5 protein-coding genes and 1 pseudogene are annotated in these 6,339 nt (G+C 62.1%); 4 read left to right on the top strand and 2 right to left on the bottom strand.

What is annotated here, in order from left to right; all coding sequences use genetic code 11:
- Positions 1–86: 86 nt before the first annotated feature.
- Together AC07V0_RS28780 and AC07V0_RS28775 are read right to left on the bottom strand one after the other, a co-directional pair.
- Positions 87–254, bottom strand: a complete 168-nt coding sequence (locus AC07V0_RS28780; RefSeq protein WP_008006000.1) for a DUF2897 family protein — start codon at positions 252–254, stop codon at positions 87–89.
- A 128-nt stretch (positions 255–382) separates the two neighbouring features.
- Positions 383–1,264, bottom strand: a pseudogene (locus tag AC07V0_RS28775) (amino acid permease); the annotation flags it as partial.
- Between the two features lie 306 nt (positions 1,265–1,570).
- On the opposite strand from AC07V0_RS28775, the gene kdpF reads away from it, so the two are divergent.
- The 4 genes from kdpF (at position 1,571) to kdpC (ending at position 6,189) form a co-directional block, all read left to right on the top strand.
- The gene (kdpF, locus tag AC07V0_RS28770; RefSeq protein ID WP_007899818.1) at positions 1,571–1,660 is read left to right on the top strand and encodes a K(+)-transporting ATPase subunit F; all 90 of its coding nucleotides are present in this window, start codon (positions 1,571–1,573) and stop codon (positions 1,658–1,660) included.
- A gap of 8 nt (positions 1,661–1,668) precedes the next feature.
- Positions 1,669–3,363: a potassium-transporting ATPase subunit KdpA gene (kdpA, locus tag AC07V0_RS28765; RefSeq protein ID WP_018929817.1), complete on the top strand. Its 1,695-nt coding sequence runs from the start codon at positions 1,669–1,671 to the stop codon at positions 3,361–3,363.
- A gap of 10 nt (positions 3,364–3,373) precedes the next feature.
- A complete protein-coding gene (kdpB, locus tag AC07V0_RS28760) occupies positions 3,374–5,431 on the top strand; it encodes a potassium-transporting ATPase subunit KdpB (protein WP_495020127.1) in 2,058 nt (685 codons plus the stop codon).
- Between the two features lie 212 nt (positions 5,432–5,643).
- Positions 5,644–6,189, top strand: a complete 546-nt coding sequence (gene kdpC / locus AC07V0_RS28755) for a potassium-transporting ATPase subunit KdpC (RefSeq protein ID WP_064616700.1) — start codon at positions 5,644–5,646, stop codon at positions 6,187–6,189.
- Positions 6,190–6,339 lie beyond the last annotated feature (150 nt).

The following is a 6,339-nucleotide window of genomic DNA, read 5'->3' as shown; positions in this document are numbered from 1 at the left end:
CCCCCCCCCCCCCCCCCCCCCCCCCCCCCCCCCCCCCCCCCCCCCCCCCCCCCCCCCCCCCCCCCGCTCCTACAGGTGCTGCGCGGTCAGCGGTCCTGCGCATCCTTGGCATCCGCTTCCGCGTTGCGTTCGGCGACGCGCTTACGTTGCTCTTCAGTCAATTCGACCTTGTTGGCGGTGTCACGCAGCATCATCAAACCGCCAACGATCGAGCCGATGGCAACGATCAGAATCAACCAGGCATACCAGGGCATAGGAGTTCTCCTTAAGGGCAGACCGGTGGACAAGGGTTTTGCCAACCGATCCTGCATACCACTTTTGAGCGATGGAATTTCGCAGTGGTTCCATTCTATGCCTGATCCGACAGCAGCACTGCGGCTGTTTAGAGCCCGGTCAACATCGCATCCGCCGGCGCATCGGCACGCAGTTGCGCGGTCAGCATGAAGTACACGAAACCCACTGCCATGAAGCCGAGGAAGATCAAGCCGTCACTGTAGATCGCCGCGATGCCGATCACGCCACCGGCGATGATTGCCCGGTGCGGGGTCTGGAAACGCGACAGTTTGGCCAGCGATGCCGGCAAGTAACCGGCCCGGGCGAGGGCGAAGAACTGCCGCGAGTAGCCGAGGATGATCCCGTGGAAACTCGCCACCAGGCCGAACAGGCCGATCCTCACCAGCATGTGCAACCAGCTGGAGCTTTCGCCAACCACGGCTTTCATCGCTTGCGGCAGCGGATCGTTGATGTTCGACAGGGTGCGCCAGTCGCCGACACCCCCGGCAAAGAACATCACGCCCATCGCCAGCAGCACCAGGGTCAGGATGCCGCTGATGTAGGCCTTTGGAATCGTGCGTTTCGGATCCTTGGCTTCTTCGGCGGCCATGGCCGCGCCTTCGATGGCCAGGAAGAACCAGATGGCGAACGGGATCGCCGCGAACATCCCGGCAATCGCCGGCGCACCGAACACATCAGAGCCGGCCCAGCCGTTGAGGGCGAAGTTGCTGAAACTGAACGCCGGGGCGACCACGCCCATGAACACGATGTACGCCCCGACCGCTGCGTGTTTCGGGTCCAGGGCGGGAAACTGCACGTTCAGATAGGCGCCGATCGCCAAGGCAATCGTCGGTGGCGCGAAGACTAATTCGATCAGCGTCGCCAACCCGGCAATCAACCCACCTTTCTCGCCAAAGGCACGGCGGCTGTAGGCAAAGGGACCGCCGGCATGGGGAATCGCGGTGGTCAGCTCGGTGAAACTGAAGATGAATGCTATTCACCTAAGAGTCTTGAGTCAGTGAGTAACCCGTGGCGAGGGAGCTTGCTCCCGCTTGAATGCGTAGCGCTCACAAAAATCGGCGATTGTTATCAGGTTTTTGGGGCCGCTGCGCAGCCCAACGCGAGCAAGCTCGCTCGCCACAAAGGTAGGCATGACTGAAGAATCGCGCTTAAGTGAACAGCGTTACTCTTTACACATTCTTTATGCCCCGCCGCACCCCTCGATCTCGCGCCTTTACAGCCTCCCTGCCGACAATCACTCCACACGCGGCAATACGCCGTAACACGGAGAACTTCCATGAGCGTTCTGGACGGAGTGTCACTGCTATTGGCAGTGGGGCTGTTCATTTATCTGTTGGTTGCGCTGTTGCGCGCGGACCGGAACTAGGAGCGGCTATGCACAGTTATGACTATTGGCTGATCCTCGCCTTCTTCGCCGTGGTGCTGATTCCGGCACCGTTTCTGGGGCGCTTCTACTACAAGGTGATGGAAGGGCAGCGTACCTGGCTTTCGCCGATTCTCGGCCCGGTGGAGCGTGGCTGCTATCGGGTGGCCGGTGTCGATCCGCAGGCCGAACAGAGTTGGCAGAAATACACCCTGGCCTTGCTCGCCTTCAACCTCGCGGGCTTTTTGCTGTTGTTCGCGATCCTGATGTTCCAGGATCACTTGCCACTGAACCCGCAAAACCTGCCCGGCCAGGAGTGGACGCTGGCGTTCAATACCGCTGTCAGCTTCATGACCAATACCAATTGGCAGTCCTACAGTGGCGAAGCATCCCTGAGCTACTTGAGCCAGATGGTTGGTCTCACCGTGCAGAACTTCGTCAGCGCCGCCACCGGTCTGGCGGTTCTGGTTGCACTGTGTCGCGGCATTGGTCGCAAGTCGACCAAAACCCTCGGTAACTTCTGGGTCGACATGACTCGCGCCACCCTCTACGGCCTGCTGCCTCTGTGCTTGCTGCTGGCGCTGTACCTGGTGTGGCAGGGCGTGCCACAAACCTTCGCGCAATATGTGAATGCCGTAACGATGCAGGGCGTCGATCAGGTGATCCCGCTCGGCCCGGCCGCCAGCCAGATTGCGATCAAGCAACTGGGCACCAACGGCGGCGGCTTCTTCGGCGTCAACTCGGCGCATCCGTTCGAGAACCCGACGGCCTGGAGCAACCTGTTCGAAGTCGCCTCGATCATTTTGATCCCGGTGGCGCTGGTGTTCACCTTCGGCCATTACGTGAAAGACCTGCGTCAGAGCCGCGCGATTATCGCCTGCATGCTGGCGCTATTTTTGATCGGCGGCGCGACTTCGCTGTGGGCTGAATACCAACCCAATCCGACCCTGGCCAACGTCGCCGTCGAACAGACCGCGCCGCTGGAAGGCAAGGAAGCGCGTTTCGGCACCACCGCCACCGTGCTGTGGTCGGTGACCACTACCGCAGCGTCCAACGGTTCGGTCAACGGCATGCACGACAGCCTCAACCCGCTGAGTGGCATGGTCGCGATGGTCAACATGATGGTCGGCGAAGTGATCTTCGGCGGCGTCGGTGCCGGGCTCTACGGCATGTTGCTCAACGTATTGATCGCGGTGTTCCTCGCCGGCCTGATGATCGGCCGTACGCCGGAATACCTCGGCAAGAAACTGCAAGCCCGGGAAGTTCAGCTGCTGGTGGTGACCTTGCTGGTGATGCCGGTGGGCGTGCTGGTGCTCGGCGCGATTGCCGCCAGCCTGCCAGGCCCGGTGGCGGCGGTGAGCAACCCCGGTGCTCATGGTTTCAGTCAGTTGCTTTACGCCTACACCTCGGCCAGTGCCAACAACGGCTCTGCCTTCGGCGGCTTCGGTGCCAACACTGCGTTCCACAACCTGATGCTGGGGCTGGGCATGTTGATCGGGCGCTTCGGTTACATCCTTCCGGTGCTGGCCCTTGCCGGCAGCCTGGCGATGAAGAAAACCGCGCCGATTGGCCAGAACAGCTTCCCCACCCATGGCCCGCTGTTCGTGACCTTGCTGACCGTGACCATTTTGCTGGTGGGTGGTTTGACCTTCTTGCCGACACTGGCGCTGGGTCCGATTGCTGAACACTTGAGCATGGGCTTCTGAGGATCTAATGATGAATATGCCCGTTACCAAAACCGTCGCCGCCAAAGCGCCGGAACAACCGAAAACTGCGATCTCGGCCCTCTGGCGTCCGGCGCTGGTGCAAGCGTTCGTCAAGCTCGACCCACGGCAATTGCAGCGTGCGCCGGTGATGCTGGTGGTGGAACTGACCGCCGTCCTCACCACCGTGCTGTGTTTCATTCCCGACAGCGCCGTGCCGACCTTCGTTGCCGCGCAAATCGCGTTGTGGCTGTGGTTCACCGTACTGTTCGCCAACTTCGCCGAAGCGTTGGCCGAAGGTCGCGGCAAGGCCCGCGCCGACAGTCTCAAGGCCGGCAGCGTTGGCTTGAGCGCCCGGCGCAAAAGCGCCAATGGCAGCTTTCAGGTAGTGCCCGCCAGTAGCCTGCGTAAGGGCGACGTGGTGCGCGTCGAAGCGGGGGAGATGATTCCCGGCGACGGCGAGGTGATCGAAGGCATCGCGGCGGTCAACGAAGCGGCGATTACCGGTGAGTCGGCGCCCGTTATTCGCGAGTCCGGCGGCGACCGTTCGGCCGTCACCGGCAACACTCGACTGGTGTCGGACTGGCTGCTGGTGCGCATCACCGCCAACCCCGGCGAGTCGACCCTCGACCGCATGATCGCCCTGGTCGAAGGTGCCAAACGCCAGAAAACCCCGAACGAAGTCGCGCTGGATATCCTGCTGATCGGCCTGACCCTGATCTTCCTGTTGGTGGTGGTGACCCTGCAACCGTTCGCCCACTTCGCCAACGGTAACCTTCCGCTGGTGTTCTTGGTGGCGTTGTTGGTCACGCTGATTCCGACCACCATTGGTGGCTTGCTGTCGGCCATCGGTATCGCCGGGATGGACCGTCTGGTGCGCCTGAACGTGATCGCCAAATCCGGTCGTGCCGTGGAAGCGGCGGGGGACGTGCACGTCCTGCTGCTGGACAAGACCGGCACCATCACCTTCGGTAACCGTCGCTGCAGCGCGGTTTATGCCGCACCAGGCGTCAGCGCCAAGGAACTGGCCGAAGGCGCGTTGTTCGCCTCTCTGGCCGATGACACCGCTGAAGGCAAATCCATCGTCGAGTACCTGCGTGGTCTTCACTCGCACCCCGAACCGTCCCCCGAAGTACTGACCGCCGTGCCGTTCAGCGCTGAAACCCGCCTGTCCGGTGTCGACTATCAGGGCCGGGTCTATCGCAAGGGCGCGGTGGATTCGCTGCTGAATTTCGTCGGCCTGAAACGCGCTGATCTGGCTCCCGCCCTGTCCCGGGAAATCGACAAGATCGCCCAGAGCGGTGGTACGCCTCTGCTGGTGTGCGCCGACGGCAAATTGCTCGGTGTGATTCATCTGAAGGACGTGGTCAAACCCGGCATCCGCGAGCGTTTCGCCGAACTGCGCAAGCTGGGGATTCGCACGGTCATGGTTACCGGCGACAACCCGCTGACCGCCGCCGCGATTGCTGCCGAAGCCGGTGTGGATGACGTGCTGGCCGAAGCCACGCCGGAGAAGAAACTGGCGCGCATTCGCCATGAGCAGAACGACGGTCGGCTGGTTGCCATGTGCGGCGACGGTGCCAACGACGCCCCGGCCCTGGCCCAGGCGGACGTGGGCATGGCGATGAACGACGGCACGCAAGCTGCGCGGGAAGCGGCGAACATGGTCGACCTCGACAGCGACCCGACCAAGCTGTTGGACGTGGTGCAGATCGGCAAGGAATTGCTGGTGACCCGTGGTGCGCTGACCACCTTTTCCATCGCCAACGACGTGGCCAAATACTTCGCGATCCTGCCGGCGCTGTTCGCCTCGATCTACCCGCAATTGGGTGTGCTCAACGTCATGCACCTGAGCAGTCCGCAGAGCGCGATTCTGTCGGCGATCGTGTTCAACGCCCTGATCATTGTGGTGCTGATTCCACTGGCGCTGCGCGGTGTGCGGGTGCAGGCGGCGAGTGCGGCGGCGTTGTTGCGACGCAATCTGCTGATCTATGGACTGGGCGGGATTCTGGTGCCGTTCGTGGGCATCAAGGCGATCGACATGCTGTTGACGGCGTTGCATCTGGTTTAGCGGTTGTTGTTTGAGGCAGGGGCTTTTTGTGGCGAGGGAGCTTGCTCCCGCTGGGCTGCGAAGCGGCCCCACCTCAGGCCCAATGTTTATTCAGGGCACCGCGTTCACCGGGTTTACGACTGCTGCGCAGCCGAGCGGGAGCAAGCTCCCTCGCCACAGGTGATGTGTGTGCCTTCTAAGTGATGAGTATTCTTCGAATCGAGGATTTTGAAATGTCCACACTGATACGTCCGGCCCTGAGCCTGCTGGTGCTGATGACCCTGATCACCGGCGTCGCTTACCCCTTGGTGGTGACCGGCGTTGCCCAGGTTGCCTTCCCGGACCAGGCCAATGGCAGCCTGGTGCGCGACGCCGACGGCAAGGTCCGTGGCTCGTCGCTGATTGCCCAGGATTTTGTCGGCGACGCCTGGTTCCACCCACGGCCATCGGCCGGTGCCTTTGCCACTGTGTCGAGCAGCGCCAGCAACCTTTCGCCGAGTAATCCGGCGCTGGCCACTCGGGTGATCGAGGAGGCCAATAAGCTGCAGGTGGCCGGGCAGGGACCGGTGCCGTTGGCCATGCTGACCACCTCCGGCAGCGGCCTCGATCCGCACTTGCCACCAGAGTCGATTACCTATCAACTGGCGCGTGTCGCGGCAGCGCGCAATCTGCCGGTGTCTACGCTTGAACAACTGCTGGATGCGCACATCGAGCGGCCGTTGGTGGGGCCGCCGGTGGTGAATGTGTTTGAGTTGAATGCGGCGCTGGAAAAGTTGTAAAGGTTGGAAGGTTGGAAGGATCGTTCCCTCGCTCTGCGTGGGAATGCATCTATGGACGCTCTGCGTCCGCTTCGACTGGGACGCGGAGCGTCCCTGGCTGCATTCCCACGCAGAGCGTGGGAACGATCAACAAAGTGAACAAGGCAATGA

The sequence above is a fragment of the Pseudomonas sp. GW821-FHT01E10 genome, from assembly GCF_059422365.1.
This window is presented reverse-complemented; position numbering and strand designations above follow the sequence as displayed.

Bases quoted from the DNA above. Each gene is read 5' to 3' on its own strand.
- kdpA (WP_018929817.1), top strand. From the start codon at position 1,669: ATGCACAGTTATGACTATTGGCTGATCCTCGCCTTCTTCGCCGTGGTG.
- kdpB (WP_495020127.1), top strand. From the start codon at position 3,374: ATGAATATGCCCGTTACCAAAACCGTCGCCGCCAAAGCGCCGGAACAA.
- AC07V0_RS28780 (WP_008006000.1), bottom strand. From the start codon at position 254: ATGCCCTGGTATGCCTGGTTGATTCTGATCGTTGCCATCGGCTCGATC.
- kdpF (WP_007899818.1), top strand. From the start codon at position 1,571: ATGAGCGTTCTGGACGGAGTGTCACTGCTATTGGCAGTGGGGCTGTTC.
- kdpC (WP_064616700.1), top strand. From the start codon at position 5,644: ATGTCCACACTGATACGTCCGGCCCTGAGCCTGCTGGTGCTGATGACC.